Annotated in this window: 20 protein-coding genes; 10 read left to right on the forward strand and 10 right to left on the reverse strand. The window is 53.8% G+C overall.

The window, feature by feature from the left end:
- The 5 genes from fumA to AOY23_RS09060 all read right to left on the reverse strand — a co-directional run.
- On the reverse strand, nt 1-1,625 hold a 1,625-nt coding region (fumA, locus tag AOY23_RS09040), incomplete at its 3' end, for a class I fumarate hydratase FumA (RefSeq protein ID WP_054181317.1).
- A 27-nt stretch (nt 1,626-1,652) separates the two neighbouring features.
- A complete protein-coding gene (locus tag AOY23_RS22805; protein ID WP_160316734.1) occupies nt 1,653-1,811 on the reverse strand; it encodes a hypothetical protein in 159 nt (52 codons plus the stop codon).
- Nucleotides 1,812-2,020: 209 nt separating this feature from the next.
- The gene (gene dcuB / locus AOY23_RS09050) at nt 2,021-3,361 is read right to left on the reverse strand and encodes an anaerobic C4-dicarboxylate transporter DcuB (protein WP_054179093.1); all 1,341 of its coding nucleotides are present in this window, start codon (nt 3,359-3,361) and stop codon (nt 2,021-2,023) included.
- A 630-nt stretch (nt 3,362-3,991) separates the two neighbouring features.
- Entirely contained in the window at nt 3,992-4,711 is a 720-nt protein-coding gene (dcuR, locus tag AOY23_RS09055; protein ID WP_054179094.1) for a two-component system response regulator DcuR, read from the reverse strand.
- Nucleotides 4,708-6,339: a sensor histidine kinase gene (locus AOY23_RS09060; RefSeq protein WP_054179095.1), complete on the reverse strand. Its 1,632-nt coding sequence runs from the start codon at nt 6,337-6,339 to the stop codon at nt 4,708-4,710. The genes dcuR and AOY23_RS09060 overlap by 4 nt, the downstream gene beginning before the upstream one ends.
- A 206-nt stretch (nt 6,340-6,545) precedes the next feature.
- Between AOY23_RS09060 and rlmI the strand changes: the two genes are divergently transcribed.
- Together rlmI and hspQ are read left to right on the forward strand one after the other, a co-directional pair.
- Entirely contained in the window at nt 6,546-7,721 is a 1,176-nt protein-coding gene (gene rlmI, locus AOY23_RS09065; protein WP_054179096.1) for a 23S rRNA (cytosine(1962)-C(5))-methyltransferase RlmI, read from the forward strand.
- Nucleotides 7,722-7,782: 61 nt separating this feature from the next.
- Nucleotides 7,783-8,100, forward strand: coding sequence for a heat shock protein HspQ (gene hspQ / locus AOY23_RS09070; RefSeq protein ID WP_054179097.1), 318 nt, complete (start codon nt 7,783-7,785; stop codon nt 8,098-8,100).
- Between the two features lie 28 nt (nt 8,101-8,128).
- Here the strand turns inward: hspQ and AOY23_RS09075 are convergent, their stop codons facing one another.
- Entirely contained in the window at nt 8,129-8,542 is a 414-nt protein-coding gene (locus AOY23_RS09075; RefSeq protein WP_161804020.1) for a CoA-binding protein, read from the reverse strand.
- A 170-nt stretch (nt 8,543-8,712) separates the two neighbouring features.
- Between AOY23_RS09075 and csgI the strand changes: the two genes are divergently transcribed.
- Together csgI and mgsA are read left to right on the forward strand one after the other, a co-directional pair.
- Complete coding sequence (csgI, locus tag AOY23_RS09080; RefSeq protein ID WP_054179099.1) at nt 8,713-9,375, forward strand: curli synthesis inhibitor; 663 nt, start codon at nt 8,713-8,715, stop codon at nt 9,373-9,375.
- Between the two features lie 101 nt (nt 9,376-9,476).
- Nucleotides 9,477-9,935, forward strand: coding sequence for a methylglyoxal synthase (gene mgsA, locus AOY23_RS09085; RefSeq protein WP_054179100.1), 459 nt, complete (start codon nt 9,477-9,479; stop codon nt 9,933-9,935).
- A 33-nt stretch (nt 9,936-9,968) separates the two neighbouring features.
- Here the strand turns inward: mgsA and helD are convergent, their stop codons facing one another.
- Nucleotides 9,969-12,023, reverse strand: coding sequence for a DNA helicase IV (gene helD, locus AOY23_RS09090; protein ID WP_054179101.1), 2,055 nt, complete (start codon nt 12,021-12,023; stop codon nt 9,969-9,971).
- A 123-nt stretch (nt 12,024-12,146) separates the two neighbouring features.
- Here helD and AOY23_RS09095 point away from each other — a divergent pair, with 123 nt between their 5' ends.
- Both AOY23_RS09095 and yccS read left to right on the forward strand, forming a co-directional pair.
- Nucleotides 12,147-12,593, forward strand: a complete 447-nt coding sequence (locus AOY23_RS09095) for a YccF domain-containing protein (protein ID WP_054179102.1) — start codon at nt 12,147-12,149, stop codon at nt 12,591-12,593.
- Nucleotides 12,594-12,611: 18 nt separating this feature from the next.
- Nucleotides 12,612-14,768: a YccS family putative transporter gene (gene yccS / locus AOY23_RS09100; protein ID WP_054179103.1), complete on the forward strand. Its 2,157-nt coding sequence runs from the start codon at nt 12,612-12,614 to the stop codon at nt 14,766-14,768.
- Here the strand turns inward: yccS and AOY23_RS21705 are convergent.
- Nucleotides 14,689-15,351 carry a TfoX/Sxy family DNA transformation protein gene (locus tag AOY23_RS21705; RefSeq protein WP_072170972.1) on the reverse strand — a complete coding sequence of 221 codons (663 nt, stop codon included), beginning with the start codon at nt 15,349-15,351 and terminating at the stop codon, nt 14,689-14,691. The two genes, yccS and AOY23_RS21705, sit on opposite strands and share 80 nt — an antisense overlap.
- Nucleotides 15,352-15,571: 220 nt before the next feature.
- Here AOY23_RS21705 and sulA point away from each other — a divergent pair, with 220 nt between their 5' ends.
- Both sulA and ompA read left to right on the forward strand, forming a co-directional pair.
- Nucleotides 15,572-16,081, forward strand: coding sequence for an SOS-induced cell division inhibitor SulA (gene sulA, locus AOY23_RS09110; RefSeq protein ID WP_054179105.1), 510 nt, complete (start codon nt 15,572-15,574; stop codon nt 16,079-16,081).
- Between the two features lie 353 nt (nt 16,082-16,434).
- Nucleotides 16,435-17,487 (forward strand): porin OmpA, encoded by a 1,053-nt coding sequence (ompA, locus tag AOY23_RS09115; protein WP_152958502.1) that lies wholly within the window; start codon nt 16,435-16,437, stop codon nt 17,485-17,487.
- A 90-nt stretch (nt 17,488-17,577) separates the two neighbouring features.
- Here the strand turns inward: ompA and matP are convergent, their stop codons facing one another.
- Nucleotides 17,578-18,033, reverse strand: a complete 456-nt coding sequence (gene matP / locus AOY23_RS09120) for a macrodomain Ter protein MatP (protein ID WP_054179107.1) — start codon at nt 18,031-18,033, stop codon at nt 17,578-17,580.
- A gap of 184 nt (nt 18,034-18,217) precedes the next feature.
- On the opposite strand from matP, the gene AOY23_RS09125 reads away from it, so the two are divergent.
- The gene (locus AOY23_RS09125) at nt 18,218-19,978 is read left to right on the forward strand and encodes an AAA family ATPase (protein WP_054179108.1); all 1,761 of its coding nucleotides are present in this window, start codon (nt 18,218-18,220) and stop codon (nt 19,976-19,978) included.
- A 69-nt stretch (nt 19,979-20,047) separates the two neighbouring features.
- Entirely contained in the window at nt 20,048-20,566 is a 519-nt protein-coding gene (gene fabA / locus AOY23_RS09130; RefSeq protein ID WP_054179109.1) for a bifunctional 3-hydroxydecanoyl-ACP dehydratase/trans-2-decenoyl-ACP isomerase, read from the forward strand.
- A gap of 92 nt (nt 20,567-20,658) precedes the next feature.
- Here fabA and rmf read toward each other — a convergent pair whose 3' ends face one another.
- Nucleotides 20,659-20,826, reverse strand: coding sequence for a ribosome modulation factor (rmf, locus tag AOY23_RS21710; RefSeq protein ID WP_054179110.1), 168 nt, complete (start codon nt 20,824-20,826; stop codon nt 20,659-20,661).
- Between the last annotated feature and the right edge of the window lie 124 nt (nt 20,827-20,950).

The following is a 20,950-nucleotide window of genomic DNA, read 5'->3' on the forward strand; positions in this document are numbered from 1 at the left end:
TGCGATGACTGGATCTGCTGGAAGAAGTCGTTGCCTTTATCATCCACCAGGATGAACGCCGGGAAATCTTCCACCTCGATTTTCCAGATAGCTTCCATCCCCAGTTCCGGGTACTCCACACACTCCAGGCTCTTAATGCTGCCCTGCGCCAGTACCGCTGCCGGACCACCGATGCTGCCAAGATAGAAACCGCCGTGCTTATGGCACGCGTCGGTCACCTGCTGGCTGCGGTTGCCTTTCGCCAGCATGATCATGCTGCCGCCTTCCGACTGAAGCTGATTCACGTAGGAATCCATCCGCCCTGCGGTGGTTGGCCCCAGCGAGCCGGAAGCATACCCTGCCGGGGTTTTGGCCGGACCGGCGTAGTAGATAGGGTGATCCTTGATGTACTGCGGCAGCCCTTCGCCTTTATCCATCCGCTCTTTCAGCTTCGCGTGGGCGATATCGCGCCCGACGATAATGGTGCCGGTCAGCGACAGGCGCGTGGATACCGGGTACTGCGACAGTTGTTTGAGGATTTCATTCATCGGGCGGTTCAGATCCACACGTACTGCTTCACCCTCGCCCGCCTTACGCAGCGCTTCCGGGATGTATTTGCCCGGATTGTCTTCCAGTTTTTCCAGCCAGATACCGTGACGGTTAATCTTCGCCTTGATGTTGCGGTCCGCCGAACAGGAAACGCCCATGCCGACCGGGCAGGAGGCGCCGTGGCGCGGCAGACGGATCACGCGGATATCATGCGCGAAATATTTACCGCCAAACTGCGCGCCGAGGCCGAGGTTCTGCGCCTCTTCCAGCAACTCTTTTTCCAGTTGTACGTCGCGGAACGCCTGGCCGTGCTCGTTACCTTCCAGCGGCAGACCGTCATAGTATTTGGTCGAGGCGAGTTTGACGGTTTTCAGCGTGGCTTCCGCCGAGGTGCCGCCAATGACAAACGCAATATGGTACGGCGGGCAGGCCGCGGTCCCCAGCGTGCGCATCTTCTCAACCAGATAGTTTTTCAGTTTACCCGGCGTCAGCAGCGCTTTGGTTTCCTGATACAGATAGGTTTTGTTGGCCGAGCCACCACCTTTGGCGATGCAGAGGAATTTGTACTCGTCGCCGTCCACGCTGTAGAGGTCAATCTGCGCCGGCAGGTTGGTGCCGGTGTTAACCTCTTTATACATGTCCAGCGCGGCGTTCTGCGAGTAACGCAGATTGTCTTCGATATAGGTGTTGTACACCCCGCGGGCCAGCGCCGCTTCATCGCCGCCGCCGGTCCAGACGCGCTGGCCTTTTTTACCGGTGATGATGGCGGTGCCGGTGTCCTGACAGGTCGGCAGAATGCCCTTCGCGGCGATTTCCGAGTTACGCAGGAACTGCAGCGCGACGTATTTGTCGTTCTCGCTGGCATCCGGGTCGTTCAGGATATCGGCGACCTGCTGCTGATGCGCCGGACGCAACATAAAAGAGGCATCGTGGAAAGCGTGTTGCGCGAGGAGCGTCAGCGCCTGCGGGTCTACTTTGAGGATCTCCTGCCCTTCAAATTCTGCGACAGAGACATAATCGGGGCTGAGGAGATAGTATTCGGTGTCATCCTTTGCCAGGGGGAAAGGATCCTGATAATGAAAGGGTTTATTCGACATTGTTTTCTCACTGATCATTGTGGTTATTTATGATTCGTCCCCGGCTTTTTTTCGGGGTGAGAGTGGATGCCGGTACTGCTTGTAGGCAGCATGTTTGCGCATAAAGGTGTCCAGCAAAAACTGAGCATCCTGTTTTTCAACATTTTTCTCACCAGCAGTACCGGTATTTTCTTGCATGTTTCCCATATAAGTTTCCCTGATATTTTCCTGCGGGCAGAAACGCAGGCATTGAAAACCACACCGTAGAAATCTGACACCTTCATGACAGGTGCAATAAGAAGCAAAAATTACCGGGTACTTATTGTTTTTATTTTTATCGCTTTAACGTCTTCACCGGAGCTGACCACCACGACTTTTGTCACGGCAATCAGCCCCGGTTGCATAACTCAAATCCCTTACAGGAATCCGTACATGGCGGCAAAGATCCAGCCAAAGACGCAGGATACGCTGACGCCAATCAGACCTGGCAGAATGAAGCTATGGTTAATCACGAAGCGCCCAATGCGGGTGGTTCCGGAACGGTCGAACTGAATCGCCGCCAGATCGCTTGGGTAGGTCGGCAGAATGTAGTAGCCGTAGCACGCCGGGGCAGAGGCCACGATGTACGCCGGATCAACACCGATAGCCAGTGCGACCGGAACAATCGCCGCCAGTGCTGCCGCCTGAGAGTTAACAAACTTGGACACTAACAGCAGAACAATCGCGTAGGCCCACGGATACTCTTTCACCATTTCGCCCAGTACGCCCTGGATTTCTTTCATGTGCGCACCAAACATGGTTTCTGCCATCCAGGCGATACCGTACACCGCTACAATCGCGATCATCCCTGAACGGAAAACTTCGTTTTTAGAGATAGAAGCCGGATTGGTTTTCGTCAGGATGATAATCAGCGCCCCGGTCAACAGCATGAACATCTGGATGACCAGCACCATGGACAGCGATTTGCCGCCAAAAGAAGGACGCAGTTCAGAGAACGCACCCAGGACAGAAACGACCGCAATGGCGCCGAGGAAGATCCACATTGCCAGCCAGTTGCTTTTCGGCAGTTTTTTGTCCAGCAGCGTTGCGGTGTCACCATACACATAGTGATGGTTTTCCGGCACAGAGATGAACTTCTGGAAATCTTCGTCTTTATCCAGATCCTTACCACGGAACCAGCTGAAAACACCGATGGCCAGGATACCCAGCAGCGTGGACGGGATGGTGATAGCCAGCAGGTCAAGGAACTCAAGATGCTTGCCTTCAAACGTCACGTTACCCAGCATGGCGACCAGAGAAACCACCGCAACGGAGACCGGGCTGGCGATAATCCCCATCTGCGCGCCGATGGAACTGGCGGCCATTGGGCGTTCCGGGCGAATGTTGTTTTTGATCGCCACATCGTAAATGATCGGCAGAATGGTATAGACCACGTGTCCGGTACCGCAGAGGATAGTCAGGGTACAGGTCACGAACGGCGCGACGATGGAAACGTATTTCGGGTTGCGACGCAGCAGTCTTTCGGCGATCTGCAACATCACATCCAGACCCCCTGACGCCTGCAAGGTTGCCGACGCGGCGACCACGGCGATGATCACCAGCATGACATCAACAGGCGGTTTACCTGGTTCGAGATGGAAAACGAATACCAGGATAACCAGGCCGATACCGCCTAACAAACCCAGTGCGATACCGCCCTTCCTGGCGCCATAAAACAAACATATTAATATTATGAGAAGTTGTATACTAAATAGCATTTATTTACCCTCGCGATAAAACTATCCAATTTTGATAAATAGATCACAGCCACGTTCTGTTTTTTGTGAATTAAGTACAGCCCCTGGCCAATATTCATTCCGTCTGAAAGCGTGATTAATTTGTAAATATGGAATAAGGACTTCTCATGACATCCATGATCGTTCTTATCGACTGTTGTGGTGTTTTCAGGAAGCAAGCTTCCCCGGCGATGGGCAGTTTTGAAAAAGGTGAGCAGAGGCAGATTCAGTGGTCGTTGTAGTATCTTTATGAATAATCTAAACATATTTTCAGCTCACAGAATGTGCTTATCCCTAAGATGTAGCATGTGTCCGTTGCTACTGTTTTAGTTTTTATTTGTCCGTCGTTATTTACGGACTACTCCATTAGGATTAAAAATACACATTCCATGCAGCAGAGGATACTTTATTAACTTTTGTTACCGTTTTTGAAATTAAAAACAATGTGACATCTGACCATAATAAACCGTTGAAAGAACATCATATTTCAATGATATTGATCTGGCACAATTTACGAATTCTCGCGCAGTAACTTTACGTGTTTTAATTTTTCATTAGTATAATAATTATCACAAATAAATAACGCAATAATCTCCGACGTTGTTCTATTCTCTACTGGCAGTATTGCTTAAGTAAAGAATAATGTTCCGCCTTAATACGATAACGATAGACGGGCCTTCCCGTCACGCCATAATGGATACTGGTAGAGAGAATATGACAGTTAACTAACCAGATAAGGTATTTGCGGCAGGAAACACGAGAGATATTTACCGCATTCGCCAGCTCATCGGTAGAAAACTCAGAATCCTGATGGGCGTCAATCCACTGGCACAACGTGCATAGCGTTTGTGGGGTTAGCCCTTTCGGCAGGCGGCGGGGATCCTGTTCAGTGGGTGCGCTGCCGTGAATCAGTTGATCAAGCTCTGACTGCTCATAATACTGGTGCTTGTCCATCTCTCTTTTCTTTTGCAGCCAGTTGGTGAGCGCCTCTTCAAAACGCGACGCCTGGAACGGTTTGATTAAATAATCAACGACGCCGAAGTGCAGTGAGTCCTTGATAGTGGTGACATCGGCAGCCGACGAGATGACGATGACATCACTTTTGCATCCGGCCGCATGCAGCAGAGGAAGCAGGTCGAGTCCGTTCTCTTTTTGCAGATAAATATCCAGCAAAATCAGATCAATATGGGTATCGCTGTGAAAAATGACTTCTTTGGCTTTCTCCAGCGTAGAGGCGATACCACAGCACTCGAAACCGGGGATCAGGGCGACATAGCGGCGGTTTAAGTCCGCGACCATCGCATCATCATCGATAATAAAGACAGAGATCATGTGCTGGCCCTCGCTTCATCCCAGGGTATTTGTACGAAAAATTGCGTGAAAACACCAGGTTCGGATTCCACAGAAATATTGCCGCTCAGCCCTTCGACCTGCTGTTTAACCAGCGCCAGACCGACACCACGGTCGGCGCCTTTCGTCGAAACGCCTTTCACAAAAATATGGTTAATACGGTCAGCCTCTATTCCGGGGCCGTCATCGTTGACTTCACAATGCAACCAGCCATTGCGGTAGTGTAATGAAACGCTAATTTCACCTCCAGGCTGATTACCTAACGCGTCGAGCGCGTTTTCAATCAAATTTCCGAGTACGGTAATCAATGCGGTAACCTGATTTTCATCACTGCTGTCCGGTAACTGGCTGTCATGGCTAATCACCAGTTTGTGCCCTGCATCGAACGCGCGATTAATCTTACTTAGCAAAAATCCCGCAATGACGGGTGATCTTATTTTATCCAACAGTGAGCCGATCTCCTCCTGATAGTTGTTGGCCATCTTGATAATATAGTCTTCAAGTTGCTTATAACTCTTCAGATGGAGCAATCCCAGAATCACATGTAATTTATTCATGAATTCGTGGGATCGTTCACGGAGTGAGTCGGCATAGTTCACCATACCATCGAGTCGTTGCATCAACTGACGAACTTCTGTTTTATCCCTGAAGGTGGAGATGGCGCCAATAATTTTGCCGTTGCTGCGTACCGGAACGGTATTAATGAGCAGCAACCGATCTCTGATATTGATCTCTTCATTCTGGTGCGCGGTGCCATCACGCAGGACTTCGCTTAAATCCACCACCTGCGACCATTTATTGCTGAGCGTTGAAAGCTGCGCATCGTCCGGCGATCGGCGATAATCCAGCAACTCCTGCGCCGCCTCGTTAATGAGCGTTATTTCGCCGCTGTCGTCCACGGCAATCACCCCTTCTTTGATGGACTGCAGCATCGCCTGACGCTGCTCAAACAGAGTGGAAATTTCATACGGCTCCAGCCCGAACAAAATCCGTTTCAGCACTTTCACCAGTACCCAGGTCCCCAGCAGGCCAACCAACACACCAAATAAGACGGACCAGATAATGCTGCCGCGACTGTCGTTGATCTGCCCGGTCACCCGACTCAGCTCCTGACCTATCGCCACCACACCTATCTGCCGGTGATTGTCATCATAAATGGGGGTAAAAACGCGTAGCGCCTGGGCGAGAAAACCCCGGTTGATGGCAACATTCTCTTTACCCTCGAGCGCCAGCAAAATGTCGTCGCCTTTGAACGGTTGCCCGATGCGTTGCGCTTCCGGGTGCGAATAGCGCAGGGTTTTCATATCCGTCACAACAATAAACAGCATATCGTTACGCTTACGCACCGCTTCGGCAATCGCCTGAATGCCGCTGTCCTGCGGTTTTTTCATCAGCCCCTGGCGGATCTCCGGGGAATCCGCCAGTGTCCTGGCCACCGCCAGCGCTTTGTTGGCCAGCGCATCACTCGTCATGTGGCTTATCTGAAAGAAATAGATCAGGTGAACCACCAGCAACACAGAAAACAAAACGGCGCTGACCATTAATATCACCGTCGTGCCGAGTTTCATCGGTCGTTTGCGTAGCTTGCGGTAAGGCAGAGAGTATTTCATCGTGATTCCGGATCCACTGTTTGTGTGGGTATTATCCCTGTTGAGACAGGGAATTTAAAGGAGGCGATTTCAACAAGCTCTCCCCCGTGCTGATGTGCTACCCTACGCGCCGTTTATAACCATACAGTTCGCGTTTTCCATGGGAGTACCTAATGAAGACAGCACACGAAAGTCAAAAAACAGATTTAACAAGGTTTTCCCGTTTAGTGTTAGCCAAAGGGCGCGAGAAATCTTTACTGCGCCGCCATCCCTGGATCTTCTCCGGCGCGGTCGCCCGGATGGAAGGAAAAGCCAGCCTCGGTGAAACCATCGATATTGTTGACCATCAGGGGAAATGGCTGGCGCGTGGTGCATACTCACCAGCGTCGCAAATTCGCGCCCGCGTCTGGACGTTTGACGCCAGCGAATCCATTGATGTCGATTTCTTCGTCCGCCGTCTGCAACAGGCGCAACAGTGGCGCACCTGGCTGGCGCAGCAGGACGGACTCGACAGCTACCGCCTGATCGCCGGTGAATCCGACGGTCTGCCGGGCGTGACGATTGACCGCTTCGGCAATTTCCTGGTGTTGCAGTTGCTCAGCGCAGGCGCCGAATATCAGCGTGCCGCGTTGATTAGCGCGTTGCAGACGCTTTATCCCGAATGCGCGATTTACGACCGTAGCGACGTGGCGGTGCGTAAAAAAGAGGGGATGGAACTGACGCAAGGCCCGGTGACGGGTGAGCTGCCGCCTGCCCTGCTGCCCATTGAAGAGCATGGCATGAAACTGCTGGTCGATATTCAGGGTGGTCATAAAACCGGTTATTACCTTGATCAGCGCGACAGCCGCCTGGCGACTCGCCGCTACGTTGCCGACAAGCGCGTCCTGAACTGCTTCTCCTACACCGGCGGCTTTGCGGTTTCCGCGCTGATGGGCGGCTGCCGTCAGGTGGTGAGCGTAGATACCTCGCAGGAAGCGCTTGATGTGGCGAAGCAGAACGTGGCGCTGAACAAGCTGGATCTCAGCAAAGCGGAGTTTGTGCGTGATGACGTGTTCAAACTGTTGCGCAAATATCGCGACCAGGGCGAGATGTTTGATGTGATCGTCATGGATCCGCCGAAATTCGTCGAAAACAAAAGCCAGTTGCAGGGCGCCTGCCGTGGTTACAAAGACATCAACATGCTGGCGATCCAGTTGCTGAACCCCGGCGGCGTGCTGCTGACATTTTCCTGTTCAGGGCTGATGACCACCGATTTATTTCAGAAAATCATCGCTGATGCCGCAATTGATGCTGGTCGTGATGTACAATTTATAGAGCAGTTCCGTCAGGCCGCCGATCACCCGGTGATCGCTACCTATCCGGAAGGGTTGTATCTGAAAGGGTTTGCCTGTCGCGTCATGTAACTTGAAAAGTGGAGCATTTGCCCGCATATCGACTGCAGGTAATGTTTCCCGGGAGGTGACTATGATTGCCAGCAAATTCGGTATCGGCCAGCAGGTCCGCCACTCCCTGTTGGGCTATCTGGGCGTGATTGTTGATATCGATCCAGAATACTCTCTTGATGAACCGGCTGAAGATGAAATGGCAGTGAATGCCGAACTGCGGGCCGCCCCCTGGTATCATGTGGTGATGGAAGATGATGACGGTCAGCCCGTGCATACGTATCTTGCTGAAGCGCAGTTGAGCGGCGAGATGAACGATGAACATCCCGAGCAGCCGTCGATGGATGAACTGGCGCAAACCATTCGCCGCCAGCTACAGGCGCCACGACTGCGCAATTAGTAAAAACCCCGGCAAGCCGGGGTTTTTGTTATTTCGCCAGTCCTAACCGCGGGATTTCAATCGCCGGGCAGCGGTCCATCACCACGTTCAGCCCCGCATTGCGGGCGAGCACGGCGGCCTGATCGTTAATCACGCCCAGTTGCATCCACAGCGTTTTCGCGCCAATAGCGATGGCTTCCTGCGCCACACCCCACGCGGCTTCTGAATTGCGGAACACGTCGACCATGTCCACTTTTTCCGGCACATCGGCAAGCGTCGCGTACCCTTTCTGCCCCAGCAGCGTGGTTCCCGCCACTTTCGGAGAAACCGGGATCACGTGATACCCCTGATCGAGCAGATACTTCATCACCCGATAGCTCGGGCGTTCAGGTTTGTCGCTCGCCCCCACCAGCGCGATGGTACGGGTGGATGTCAAAATGTCTGCAATCTCGTTTTCTTTCATCATTATCCTCCGGGCAACTCATCAAAGTGTACGACATTCCACACCAGCCAACCATGCATCCCATACTGAAGTATGAGGGCAAACGCGCCGCCCGTGTCTATATGTTAATAAAATCGTGATTAGTAAAATTTTGATACACTCTCTGGGCCAACTCTTTTCAGGAGATACTAATGAAAGCTGGAACACTGCTTCTCTGCACGACGCTCCTGATCCCGGCCATGGTCCCGGCCACAACGCTACGCCTTGCGGGCGATATCGATCTGCTGGTGCTGGATGGCAAAAAGGTGTCCAGTTCGTTGCTTCGCGGCGCCGACGGCATTGAGCTGGATAACGGCCCGCATCAGGTGGTGTTTCAGGTAGAAAAAATCATTCAGTTGCCTGACAGAAGTTATCAGCGCTACGTTTCCCCGCCGCTGATTGCCAGTTTTGATACCCGTTTAATCAGCCTGGTGAATGTTAACCTGCCGCGACTGGAGACACAGCAGGAGACGCAAACCTTCAGCACCGCCCCCGAAATCACCTTGCTGGATGGCAATTCTGCGCCCATTCCGGTGAAGCTGGAGATTCTCGCGGTGACAAAAACCGCCTCCGGCATCGACTATGAACAGGCTGCGGCAGTCTATAACCACAACCGAACCCTGGCTGCCCGATCGCCGTTGAGCGCCCCACTGCCGGATGACAGCACGCTGCTGTCGAAAAAAACCGAGCTGGATTTCCCGTCACTGCAGTCGCAAACCGTTGCCGAGCAACGGCTCAAATACTGGTTCCAGCAGGCAGACTCAGACACCCGCAACCGTTTTTTGCAATGGGCGCGTCAGCAACCCTCGTCATAACCCTGCATTTCTGAACGGATTTATCATTTTTTCGCCCTCACGGTTTGCAGCCTGAATCGCTTCCAGTAATCTGTCTGCATCTCAAAATGCGGAAGGGCACTATGGAACTCACAACACGCACGCTCCCGGCGCGCAAGCATATTGCGCTGGTTGCGCACGATCACTGTAAAGACATGCTGATGAAATGGGTGGATCGCCACCGTACGCTGCTGGAGCGCCACACGCTGTCAGCTACGGGCACCACGGGGAATCTGATCCAGCGCGCCACGGGACTTACCGTTAACGCCATGCTGAGCGGCCCGTTGGGCGGCGACCAGCAGGTGGGCGCGCAGATTTCAGAAGGGAAGATCGACGTGCTGATTTTCTTTTGGGATCCGCTCAACGCCGTGCCGCACGACCCCGACGTTAAAGCGCTGCTGCGTCTGGCGACGGTGTGGAATATTCCGGTCGCCACCAATCTTTCTACCGCTGATTTCATTATTCAGGCGCCGAACTTCAGTGATGAAGTGGATATCCTGATCCCCGATTATCCGCGTTATCTGGCGGATCGCCTGAAGTAAGTGCCCGGGCTGGCGCAGAGCGCCAGCCTGCGGTTACGGTTTGCGCGCTACCGGCACGGAAAGCGCCTTCAGACTCTCGACGAACACCGACGGTTGTTCTTTGTTGAACAACAGCCACACGCGCTGGCGGGCGCGGGTTAACGCCACGTACAGTAACCGCCGTTCTTCGGCATCCGGGAAATCCTCCGGTTGTGGCAGCAACGCCTGCTCCATGATGGATTCTCTGGCCGGTGCCGGAAACGCGTCCTGCCCGTCCTGCAACCCCATGACGATCACATAATCGGCCTGCTGCCCTTTACTGGCATGAATGGTCATGAAATCGATCGCCAGCTTCGGCCAGCGGGTGGCCGCTTTCTCCAGACTGGCGGGTTTCAGGTGGTGGTAACGCGCCAGCACCAGGATCCGTTCGTCCGGTCTGGCATAACCGCTGAGCTTGTCGAGCAACGCATCGAGTTGATCATCCGCCAGCAGGGTAACCGCTTTTTTATCACCCGCTTTCAGGCTGTTCAGCGGCTTGTTCAGTTGATACGGGTTCTGCTGAATAAACGCATTCGCCACTTCACCAATGCGGCTGTTAAAGCGGTAAGTGGTATCCAGCGCGCAGTTGTCGCCTTCGCCAAAGTAATGCGTAAAAGCGGTGGTCAGCGTCAGTTGCGCGCCGCTGAAGCGGTAGATAGCCTGCCAGTCGTCGCCCACGGCATACAGGCAGGTGCGGGAATTCTGTTTTCTTAACGCCGCCAGCAGCGCCGCCCGCTGCGGGGAAATATCCTGAAATTCATCCACCAGAATGTGCTTCCACGGACTGACAAAGCGCCCTTTCTCCAGCACGTTAATGGCCTGATGGATAAGCCCGGAGAAATCCACCGCATCCTCCGCTTTCAACGCGGCTTTCCACGCCTTGAGCAGCGGCGCCATCAGTTTGATGCGCTTACCGAAAAGCTCTCTGACCTCTTCCGGCGCCGCGTCAATCATCTCTGCCTGCGAACCGCCATGCATGCGCATCAGCCCGACCCAACGATCGAGCCGACCGCCCATCCGGCGCACCAGCTTTTCATCCTGCCAGTAGTTACCCTCCGGCACCGACCAGCCCATCTCGTCGTCCAGCCACTGTCGCCAGCCTTTCGCCTGCGCTTTTTTCTCGTTGCACTGTTGCTGCCAGGTTTTGATCAACAGCGCCTGCCGCGCCTTGCTGTCGTTTTCCAGTTTGCTGATGGCGGGCACTTTCTTACTGCCCTGCTGAATGATATGCAGTGCGAGAGCATGAAAGGTGCGGGCGCTAATCGCGTCTGTGTTCAGCCGCTCGCGGATCCGTTCGTCCATCTCTTTCGCCGCCTGACGGCCAAACGCCAGCAGCAGGATCTGTTCGGCAGAGGCTTCCCCGCGCATCAACAGCCAGCCCGCGCGGGCCACCAGCACGGACGTTTTACCGCTGCCCGCCCCCGCCAGCACCAGCAACGACTGCTCGCCATTAACCACGGCCCGCGCCTGCGCCGGATTCAGCGGCGACGCCTCTATTTTTTCAAAGAAACCGGCATACTGGCTGAGCATGGCTTCGGTATACGCCTGGTTATGCTGCAGACGGCTGCTGTCGATGTCTTTCAGCCAGCCCTGACATTGCCGCCAGAGCTCACGGCAGTTATCGAAAGTCTCCAGGCGCGCGACGGGGATCGGCAACGCATCCAGCGCGCGCAGGATTTTTTGTTGTACGTCGAGCGTGGCCTGGCGGGTCAGCCATTTGCCTTCAGCGCTGAAACGCGAAATTTCCGCCAGTTGTTCCGTGAGCAGGCGCGCGGCGATGTCGCTCATTTCATTGCCCCACTGCTCCCAGAGCGCGTTCAGATGATGATGAAAGCGCTGCGTTTCGCCCCACTCGGTCCCGTGAAGGCGCACCACTTTGTTTTCCGGCAGAATAAATTCCAGCTCGCCCCACACCAGCCCGCGCTTGCACTGAATGTCCAGCAACTGGTTAAAAGGAATGAGATATTCATGACGATCGCCGGAGACTTTCACTCCGGCGTTAAGGATTTCTACTCGATCATAAGGGTGCTGCGCCATGCGCTTGCCAAGCGTTGTTGCTTTTAGTTCCATGTCATGCCAAATCCCGCCACGTTTTATTACTTCACAGTTTAACCGCCAGATACCAGGTGCTCCAGCGCAAAAAAACGTTACAATTACGAGGTCGACGACATTTCCGCAATGGACAGAGGATTTATGCGTACTGTTTTGAATATTTTGAATTTTGTACTGGGTGGTTTCGCCACCACGTTGGGCTGGCTGCTGGCGACGCTGGTCAGCATTCTTTTGATTGTCACGCTACCGCTGAGCCGCTCCTGCTGGGAAATCACAAAACTGTCTTTACTGCCCTACGGCAACGAAGCGGTGCATGTGGACGAACTCGACCCGGACAGCAAAAGCACAGTGATGAACGCTGGCGGTACTTTCCTCAATATTCTGTGGTTTATTCTCTTCGGCTGGTGGCTATGCCTGACGCACATTTTTGCCGGGATTGCGCAGTGCATCACGCTGATTGGTATTCCCGTCGGGATCGCCAACTTTAAAATCGCTGCGATTGCCCTCTGGCCCGTGGGCCGTCGCGTCGTGAGCGTGGAAACCGCCCGTGCCGCGCGTGAAGCCAATGCCCGCCGTCGTTATCAATAATCCGGACCGATTATCACTATGCTAAGTCCGTTGCTTCGCCGCTATACATGGAACAGTTCCTGGCTGTACAACGTCAGAATTTTTATCGCCCTTTGCGGCACGACCGCCCTGCCCTGGTGGCTGGGCGATGTTAAGCTCACCATTCCGTTAACGCTCGGAGTGGTCGCGGCGGCACTGACCGATCTGGATGATCGGCTGACGGGTCGTCTGCGTAATCTGCTGATAACGCTGGTCTGTTTTTTTATCGCCTCTGCCTCCGTGGAACTGCTGTTTCCGTGGCCGTGGCTGTTCGCCCTCGGGCTGACCCTCTCGACCAGCGGTTTTATTCTGCTCGGTGGTCTGGGGCAGCGCTATGCCACCATTGCTTTCGGTGCGCTGCTTATCGCCATCTACACCATGCTCGGCGAGTCACTGTATGAGCACTGGTATCAACAACCCCTTTTCCTGCTGGCGGGCGCCGTCTGGTATAACCTGCTGACGCTGACCGGGCATCTGCTTTTTCCCGTTCGCCCGTTGCAGGACAGCCTGGCCCGCAGTTATGAACAGCTTGCCCATTATCTCGAACTGAAGTCCCGCTTGTTTGACCCGGACATCGAAGAGGAAAGCCAGGCGCCAGTCTATGAGCTGGTACTTGCCAACAGTCAACTGGTGGCCATGCTCAACCAGACAAAAGCCTCTTTATTGACACGTCTGCGCGGCGACCGTGGTCAACGCAACACACGCCGGACGCTGCATTACTACTTCGTGGCGCAGGACATTCATGAACGTGCCAGCTCGGCGCATATTCAGTATCAGACGCTGCGCGACAACTTTCGCTACAGCGATGTGATGTTCCGTTTTCAGCGTCTGATGTCGATGCAGTCGCAGGCCTGCCAGCAACTGTCGCGATCCATTCTGCTGCGTACGCCTTATCAGCACGACCCGCGCTTTGAACGGGTCTTTACCCACCTGGATGCCGCGCTGGATCGCGTGCGTGCCAGCGGTGTGCCGATGGATCAGATCAAAGCGCTGGGCTTTCTGCTCAACAACCTGCGCGCCATTGATGCCCAACTGGCGACGATTGAGTCTGAGCAGGTACAAAACCAGCCGCGAAACGATACCGAAAACCTGCTGGCAGATGACCGGCTGCACGGGTTAAGTGATATCCGCGCCCGGCTGAGCCGCAATATGTCGCCGGAGTCGGCGCTGTTTCGCCATGCCATTCGTATGTCGCTGGTGCTGTGCGCCGGGTATGCGTTTATCCAGCTAACCGGATTGCATCACGGGTACTGGATCCTGCTGACCAGCCTGTTCGTCTGCCAGCCGAACTACAATGCCACCCGCCACCGTCTGGCCTTACGTATCTTTGGCACACTGGTGGGCGTCGCCATCGGTTTACCCGTTCTGCTGCTCGTTCCCTCCGTTGAAGGACAACTGGCGCTCATTGTGGTCACTGGCGTGCTCTTTTTCGCCTTTCGCACCGTGCAGTACGCCAACGCCACTATGTTTATCACGCTGCTGGTGCTGCTGTGCTTTAACCTGCTGGGCGAAGGTTTCGAAATAGCGCTGCCGCGTATTTTCGATACGCTCATCGGTTGCGCCATCGCCTGGGCGGCGGTCAGTTTTATCTGGCCGGACTGGCGGTTTCGTAATCTGCCCCGCGTTCTGCAGCGCGCGGTCGACGCCAACTGCCGGTATCTGGATGCGATCCTCGAGCAGTATCACCAGGGGCGCGATAACCGCCTGGCCTACCGTATTGCGCGCCGTGAAGCGTGGAACAGCGACGCTGAATTGGCCTCTGTTATCTCAAACATGTCGACAGAGCCAAAAGTGACGGTAGAGATGAAAGAGACGGCGTTTCGTCTGTTGTGTCTCAACCACACATTTACCAGTTATATCTCTGCGCTGGGCGCTCACCGTGAACAACTGACAAACCCCGATATCCTCGCGCTGCTGGATGACGCGGTCTGTTACGTCGACGATGCATTCCACCATATGCCGAAAGATGAGCCTCGCGTGCATCAGGCGCTGGCGGGCCTGATGCAACGGATCCATCAACTGGAGCCACGGGCAGAGAGCAAAGAGCCGCTGGTGCTACAGCAAATTGGTCTGCTTGTTACGCTTCTCCCGGAGATAAGTCGTCTTCAGCGGCAAGTTTCTCCTGTAGTGAAAGAGGAAGTCCCGGAAGGCTACTGACCCACTCCATAAGCTCCTGGCGTCGTTGCGCCGGGAGCGCCGCCGCATGAACGCCAGCAATTGCCCCTTCCAGCGCCAGAAGCACACTCACGCTAATCCCCTTTCTTTTCTCTCGCAGCTTCAGCCAGCCCAGTTCAGCCCCCAGCATGCATAACATGTGGTGATCGCGTATTCCGGCTTCCAGCAGCATTAGCTCCATATGAAACGTAATATTGGGCAGGTTTTTAAGCCTTCGCCTGTCATACCGCTGATCCTTTTCCCGCTTCGCCTCCTCAAGTGAATGTGAAGAGAGCGTTAACAGCGTGCGGCGATCGTCCCACAGCGCATCATCGACATGGTAATAATTGAGCGGCACAGGCCGACCGCGTTTACGCAGCGTGAGCAGCGGCGTCGGGTGATTGACGCGATAAGGCGCGCTTTGCTCGCATACGCGCAGATAAAGTTCCCCTTCTGCCACCATCGCAAAAACGGTCTCTTCAATGGCCAGACTATATCCGCCAAACAGCGCACGGTATTTAATTCTCCCCAGCGGAGACAGATATTCCTGCGACTGATATATCCTTTTATAGGAATCATTTTTCATGATTATTCCTTTGTTAATCATGCCGTTAGATGTGATTTTTTCGATTAACGGATCCGTTAAGCAGGAAAATAGGCAACTTCCGGGCAGGCGGCAAGATGATTTTTATCATCTGTACGACTTCAGTGAATTTTTGCGAGACGCTTTCAGAAAATGGGGTTGATCTTTATACACAGTGGCTGTACTGTATATTCATACAGTAACCCACAGGGCTGGATAAACTATGTATACTTCTGGTTATGCAAATCACTCAACAATGGCTTCCGCAACCTCAGGTCGTCATTCACGCGTCGCGTCAACGCAGGCCTCTTCCGGGCTGATTAGCGAAGTGGTCTACCATGAAGACCAGCCCATGATGACGCAACTTTTGTTGCTGCCCCTGTTACAACAGTTGGGTCAGCAATCGCGCTGGCAATTGTGGTTAACGCCACAGCAAAAACTGAGCCGCGAATGGGTTCAGGCTTCCGGTTTACCATTGACAAAAGTGATGCAGATAAGCCAGATGTCGCCCTGCAATACACTGGAATCGATGATTCGTGCGCTGCGCACCGGCAATTATAGTGTGGTTATCGGTTGGTTAAGTGATGAGCTAACAGAAGATGAACACGCGAGACTGGTGGCTGCAGCCGAAGAAGGACAGGCGATTGGCTTCCTTATGCGTCCGGTTCGTGCAACCTCTACAGCCACGAGACAGCTAAACGGGCTAAAAATTCATTCAAATTTCTATCATTGAGTCAGTTTAAGATTAATCCTGGAATTTTTTTTCGCTTTTAAAAGCACCGTCTCAATTTTCAGCAAAAACGGTGAGAGTGCTTGTCTGGCGCGGTTTGCGCTATTTTATGCTGTCGAATATTTCGGCAAAATTGTTAAATATTCTGTATACAACTCTTTTTTTTTCATATGCCTGACAGAGTTCACACTTGTAAGTTTCCAACTACGTTGTAGACTTTACATCGCCAGGGGTGACCGGCTTAAGCCGCAAGTAACGGCATAGTTATTAACAAGTCACGCTCCCGGTGAAGGATTTAACCGTGAATTTCTTGAGTATCTTCATGGCGATTTTTGGATGATAACGAGGCGCAAAAAATGAAAAAGACAGCTATCGCGATTGCAGTGGCACTGGCTGGCTTCGCTACCGTAGCGCAGGCCGCTCCGAAAGATAACACCTGGTATGCAGGTGGTAAGCTGGGTTGGTCCCAGTTCCACGACACTGGCTGGTATGACAGCTCCCTGAACAACGACGGCCCGACTCACGAAAGTCAACTGGGTGCAGGCGCGTTCGGTGGTTACCAGGTTAACCCGTACGTTGGTTTCGAAATGGGTTATGACTGGCTGGGTCGTATGCCGTACAAAGGCGACACCGTCAATGGTGCCTTCAAAGCTCAGGGCGTTCAGCTGACTGCTAAACTGGGTTACCCAATCACTGACGATCTGGACGTATACACCCGTCTGGGCGGCATGGTATGGCGCGCTGACTCCAGCAACAGTGAAATCGGCGACAACCACGACACCGGCGTTTCTCCGGTCTTCGCTGGCGGCGTTGAGTGGGCAATGACCCGTGACATCGCTACCCGTCTGGAATACCAGTGGGTTAACAACATCGGTGACGGTGGTACTGTTGGCGTTCGTCCGGACAACGGCATGCTGAGCGTAGGTGTTTCCTACCGTTTCGGCCAGCAGGAAGCAGCTCCGGTAGTTGCTCCGGCACCGGCTCCGGCTCCGGAAGTACAGACCAAGCACTTCACCCTGAAGTCTGACGTTCTGTTCAACTTCAACAAAGCTACCCTGAAACCGGAAGGTCAGCAGGCACTGGATCAGCTGTACTCTCAGCTGAGCAACCTGGATCCGAAAGACGGTTCCGTAGTGGTTCTGGGCTTCACCGACCGTATCGGTTCTGACGCTTACAACCAGGGTCTGTCCGAGAAACGTGCACAGTCTGTTGTTGATTACCTGGTATCTAAAGGTATCCCGGCTAACAAGATCTCCGCACGTGGTATGGGCGAATCCAACCCGGTTACCGGTACTACCTGTGACAACGTGAAAGCTCGCGCTGCACTGATCGATTGCCTGGCTCCGGATCGTCGCGTAGAGATCGAAGTTAAAGGCATCAAAGACGTTGTAACTCAGCCGCAGGCTTAAGTTTACGTCTACAAAAAACCCCGCCATTGATGCGGGGTTTTTTATTGCCTGAAAATCAGCACTTGTGATGCGCATTACGCCACAACAGCACTATTCTTCTTTGCCAAGCAGCGCCTGCAGATCCTGTTTCAGGCTGGACATCTTACTGGCGTACTTCTCTTTATTCTCGGCATCTTCAATCAACTGAACGATGGTTTCAGACAGCGTTTTTCCACGCCGCTGCGCCAGCCCGGCCAGTCGCTGCCAGACGATGAATTCCAGATCGATCGATTTCTTTCGCGTGTGCTGATGCTCAGCATTGAAATGGCGCTTGCGTCGGGCGCGGATCGTCTGTTTCATCCGATTCGCCAGCGTCGGATTCATATGCGTGGTGATCCACTCATTGACCAGTACGGGTTCGTTTTCCAGCGTCAGCAACATCTCCACCGCCTCTTGTGCGGCGCTGGTTTCGATGTAACGCGTGATAAGCTCGCCTTCCCGGTGTTTTTTCACCAGGTACTTCCACTTCCACCCGCTTTCAAGGTTTTCCAGTTGTTGATATTTCATCGCGATCCCAAGGTGACCGTGTAACTCATTTCAGAATATCAGTTTTTCCCCGATGTACTGAGAATAAATCGACATTCGTGAACAGAAGTGTGTTCCTTCATACCCGACAACTGCATTCTCCGTGTGCTACTGCGCAGCATAAGGTATAATCCCGCCTTTTACATCTGACTAAAAAACATCGACATTGACCATCAATAAACTTTCCGGACGTGAGCTGGCTCCTGATACCACCGACTATCAGGCATTGTTCGCCCAGACCGAGCTGACCTTACCACCCGATTCGTTACTCCGCGATACGCAGGCCCGTTTGCATTATGCGCTGGAGCAGTTCCTCTATCCGCAAGCTATCTCGCCTGTGGTGCTGGTGAAAGCGCCCGAGGAGCCTGAGTATCTTAAGCTACTTACCCGGCTGACCGAGAGTCTGCAAGCGCCTGCACAGCCACTTTGTGGTGTCCATTACGATATCAACAAAGGTATCGTCACACAGCGTCCTGCCGAATCAGCTGATGATAACTTTGCCAGTACCCGTCCGGTGATTTATGCCGACTGGGTCGAGGCCGAGCAGCTCTTTGGCTGTGTGCGCCAGTTCAATGGCGACGTTACCCTGCAACCGGGCCTGGTGCATCAAGCGAACGGCGGCGTGCTGGTGATCGCCCTGCGTGCGCTGCTGGCGCAACCGTTACTGTGGATGCGCCTGAAAAACATCGTTACCCGTCAGCGTTTTGACTGGCTGAGTTTCGACGATGCGCGCCCGCTGCCGGTACACGTACCGTCGATGCCGCTGTCACTTAAAGTGATGCTGGTTGGCGAGCGAGAGTCGCTGGCGGAATTCCAGGAGATGGAGCCGGAATTTAGCGCCAACGCTATCTACACCGAATTTGAAGAAAACCTGCAGATCATTGATGAAGACTCGCTGCGCCAGTGGTGTCAGTGGGTGTGGCAGGTCGCGCGCGATGCCGAACTTCCCGGCCCTGCTGCCGATGCGTGGCCGGTGCTCATTCAGGAAGCCACCCGTTACACCGGCGATCAGGAAACGTTGCCGCTCTGCCCTCTCTGGCTGGGTCGCCAGTTGCGTGAGGCCGCCGCCTTTACCGAAGGTACTGAGTTCAGCGCCGAACAGCTCACCACGATGCTTGAGCAGCGTCAGTGGCGTGAAGGTTTCCTCGCCGAGCGGATGCAGGATGAGATTTTACTTGAGCAGATCCTGATCGAAACGGAAGGCGAGCGCGTCGGGCAGATTAATGCCCTGTCGGTCATCGAATTTCCTGGCCACCCGCGCGCATTTGGTGAACCGTCGCGTATCAGTTGCGTCGTACACGTCGGTGACGGCGAATTTACCGATATCGAGCGCAAAGCGGAACTGGGTGGCAACATCCACGCCAAAGGGATGCTGATCATGCAGTCCTTCCTGATGGCGGAGCTGGGTCTTGAACAACAGATCCCGTTCTCGGCGTCGATCACCTTCGAGCAGTCCTACAGTGAAGTTGATGGTGACAGTGCCTCGATGGCTGAACTGTGTGCGCTGATAAGCGCCCTGTCTGGTGCGCCGGTTAATCAGAGTATTGCGATTACCGGTTCTGTTGATCAGTTCGGTCGTGCGCAGCCTGTTGGCGGTCTGAATGAGAAAATCGAAGGGTTCTTTGCTATCTGCAAACACCGCGAACTGACCGGCAAACAGGGCGTGATTATTCCGTCAGCTAATGTGCGCCACCTGAGTTTGTCTCAGGAAGTTCGACAAGCGGTTGAAGAGGAGCAATTCTTTATCTGGGCGGTTGATGATGTTACCGATGCACTGCCGCTACTGACGCACCTGTCGTGGGACGGCGAAGGCCAGACCACGTTGTTGCAGATTATTCAGGAGCGTATCGCACAGGCGTCACAGCAGGATGCCCGTCATCGCTTTCCGTGGCCGTTACGCTGGCTGGGCTGGTTTAATTCTAACTGATCGGACTTGTTCAGCGTACACGTGTTAGCTATCCTGCGTCCCGAACTCAAAATAAGGTTTACTGAAAACATGGTAGATAAACGCGAATCCTATACAAAAGAAGACCTTCTTGCCTCTGGTCGCGGTGAACTGTTCGGCGCGAAAGGCCCGCAGTTACCGGCGCCGAATATGCTGATGATGGATCGTGTCGTCAAGATGACCGAAGCCGGCGGCAATTTTGATAAAGGCTATGTGGAAGCCGAACTCGACATCAATCCTGACCTGTGGTTCTTCGGGTGTCACTTCATTGGCGATCCGGTGATGCCGGGTTGTCTGGGTCTTGATGCCATGTGGCAGTTGGTGGGTTTTTACCTCGGCTGGCTCGGTGGCGAAGGTAAAGGGCGCGCACTGGGCGTGGGTGAAGTGAAATTCACCGGCCAGGTTCTGCCGAGCGCGAAGAAAGTCACCTACCGCATTCACTTCAAACGCATCGTTAACCGCCGCCTGATCATGGGTCTGGCCGATGGCGAAGTGCTGGTTGATGGCCGCCTGATCTACACGGCCGCGGACCTGAAAGTGGGTTTGTTCCAGGATACCTCTGCGTTCTAATCCTCTTAGCGAATCCCCATTCGCGAATGCCGCAGAAGTATAAAAACGGCGAAGCCACCGCTTGCGGTGGCTTCTGGTCTAAAGAGACAGCATCAGGCAATTACGGCCCTGTCCTCCATGGCTTCTCGCCAGCCTCCCAGCCAATGCGACCTTTGATTTAAGGTCTGGTACGGACAGATTTCCTTCGATTTGCCAGCGATGCCAGCCTGGTACCCGCGTTGATGTGCTCGTTCCAGGCGATCTCGTTTTTGTCTCTTCATGCCTCGTTTCCCTCATTCTTGTGATCTGGTGGAAAAGAAAACAGTGGTTACAAAATATGCGACCACGCTTAACGAATACCCCGAATCAGCTGCATCGTCAATGCGCAAAATTCACACCAATGTC

The sequence above is a fragment of the Trabulsiella odontotermitis genome (genome assembly GCF_001297775.1).
GTDB classification, from domain to species: Bacteria; Pseudomonadota; Gammaproteobacteria; order Enterobacterales; family Enterobacteriaceae; genus Trabulsiella; species Trabulsiella odontotermitis.

What these genes read in the sequence shown, in the direction of transcription:
- AOY23_RS22805 (WP_160316734.1), bottom strand. Translation starts at nt 1,811, where the DNA reads ATGGGAAACATGCAAGAAAATACCGGTACTGCTGGTGAGAAAAATGTT.
- dcuB (WP_054179093.1), bottom strand. Translation starts at nt 3,361, where the DNA reads ATGCTATTTAGTATACAACTTCTCATAATATTAATATGTTTGTTTTAT.
- dcuR (WP_054179094.1), bottom strand. Translation starts at nt 4,711, where the DNA reads ATGATCTCTGTCTTTATTATCGATGATGATGCGATGGTCGCGGACTTA.
- AOY23_RS09060 (WP_054179095.1), bottom strand. Translation starts at nt 6,339, where the DNA reads ATGAAATACTCTCTGCCTTACCGCAAGCTACGCAAACGACCGATGAAA.
- hspQ (WP_054179097.1), top strand. Translation starts at nt 7,783, where the DNA reads ATGATTGCCAGCAAATTCGGTATCGGCCAGCAGGTCCGCCACTCCCTG.
- AOY23_RS09075 (WP_161804020.1), bottom strand. Translation starts at nt 8,542, where the DNA reads ATGAAAGAAAACGAGATTGCAGACATTTTGACATCCACCCGTACCATC.
- csgI (WP_054179099.1), top strand. Translation starts at nt 8,713, where the DNA reads ATGAAAGCTGGAACACTGCTTCTCTGCACGACGCTCCTGATCCCGGCC.
- mgsA (WP_054179100.1), top strand. Translation starts at nt 9,477, where the DNA reads ATGGAACTCACAACACGCACGCTCCCGGCGCGCAAGCATATTGCGCTG.
- helD (WP_054179101.1), bottom strand. Translation starts at nt 12,023, where the DNA reads ATGGAACTAAAAGCAACAACGCTTGGCAAGCGCATGGCGCAGCACCCT.
- AOY23_RS09095 (WP_054179102.1), top strand. Translation starts at nt 12,147, where the DNA reads ATGCGTACTGTTTTGAATATTTTGAATTTTGTACTGGGTGGTTTCGCC.
- yccS (WP_054179103.1), top strand. Translation starts at nt 12,612, where the DNA reads ATGCTAAGTCCGTTGCTTCGCCGCTATACATGGAACAGTTCCTGGCTG.
- AOY23_RS21705 (WP_072170972.1), bottom strand. Translation starts at nt 15,351, where the DNA reads ATGAAAAATGATTCCTATAAAAGGATATATCAGTCGCAGGAATATCTG.
- sulA (WP_054179105.1), top strand. Translation starts at nt 15,572, where the DNA reads ATGTATACTTCTGGTTATGCAAATCACTCAACAATGGCTTCCGCAACC.
- ompA (WP_152958502.1), top strand. Translation starts at nt 16,435, where the DNA reads ATGAAAAAGACAGCTATCGCGATTGCAGTGGCACTGGCTGGCTTCGCT.
- matP (WP_054179107.1), bottom strand. Translation starts at nt 18,033, where the DNA reads ATGAAATATCAACAACTGGAAAACCTTGAAAGCGGGTGGAAGTGGAAG.
- fabA (WP_054179109.1), top strand. Translation starts at nt 20,048, where the DNA reads ATGGTAGATAAACGCGAATCCTATACAAAAGAAGACCTTCTTGCCTCT.
- rmf (WP_054179110.1), bottom strand. Translation starts at nt 20,826, where the DNA reads ATGAAGAGACAAAAACGAGATCGCCTGGAACGAGCACATCAACGCGGG.